This window comes from Robertmurraya korlensis (genome assembly GCF_023715225.1).
In the GTDB taxonomy this organism is placed as follows: Bacteria; Bacillota; Bacilli; order Bacillales; family Cytobacillaceae; genus Robertmurraya_A.
The window spans coordinates 1-468 of sequence record NZ_JAMBNS010000083.1 but is presented as its reverse complement, the minus strand read 5'-3'; the positions used below and the strand labels follow the sequence as shown (position 1 = coordinate 468).

General features: G+C 61.1%; 1 protein-coding gene. It reads right to left on the bottom strand.

The genetic code is table 11. From position 1 onward, the window contains the following. Nucleotides 1-12: 12 nt before the first annotated feature. Nucleotides 13-468 (bottom strand): PTS transporter subunit EIIC (locus M3175_RS25920; RefSeq protein WP_251524567.1); only part of this gene is annotated, 456 nt, incomplete at its 5' end.

The following is a 468-nucleotide window of genomic DNA, read 5'->3' as shown; positions in this document are numbered from 1 at the left end:
GTCATAGGCTCCTCAGACAGGGTTGGCGGTTTGTTGATTGTCTACCTGACGCTGCGCGGCATCGGCACGGCGGGAGGCGATTTTGACGAAAGGCAGATAGATAAGCACCGCGACGACGATGCAGATAAGCTGGGTCACCACCGCCCCCATCGAGCCGGCGGTGGAGAGCCAGGCGTTGATCAGCGGCGGCGTGGTCCAGGGGACCATCACCACCGCCTTGCCGGCGAAGCCGGTCAGGGTGGCGAAATAGCCGATGCTGCCGGTCACCAGCGGGGTGATGATAAACGGGATGGCGAGGATCGGGTTAAGCATGATCGGCATCCCGAAGATCACCGGCTCGTTAATATTGAACAGCCCCGGGCCTATCGACAGCTTGGCGATCTCTTTCATCTCTTTGCGCCTGGTGGCGATCATCACCGCAATCAGCAGGCCGATGGTCAGCCCCGAGCCGCCGATGCTCATGTAGAC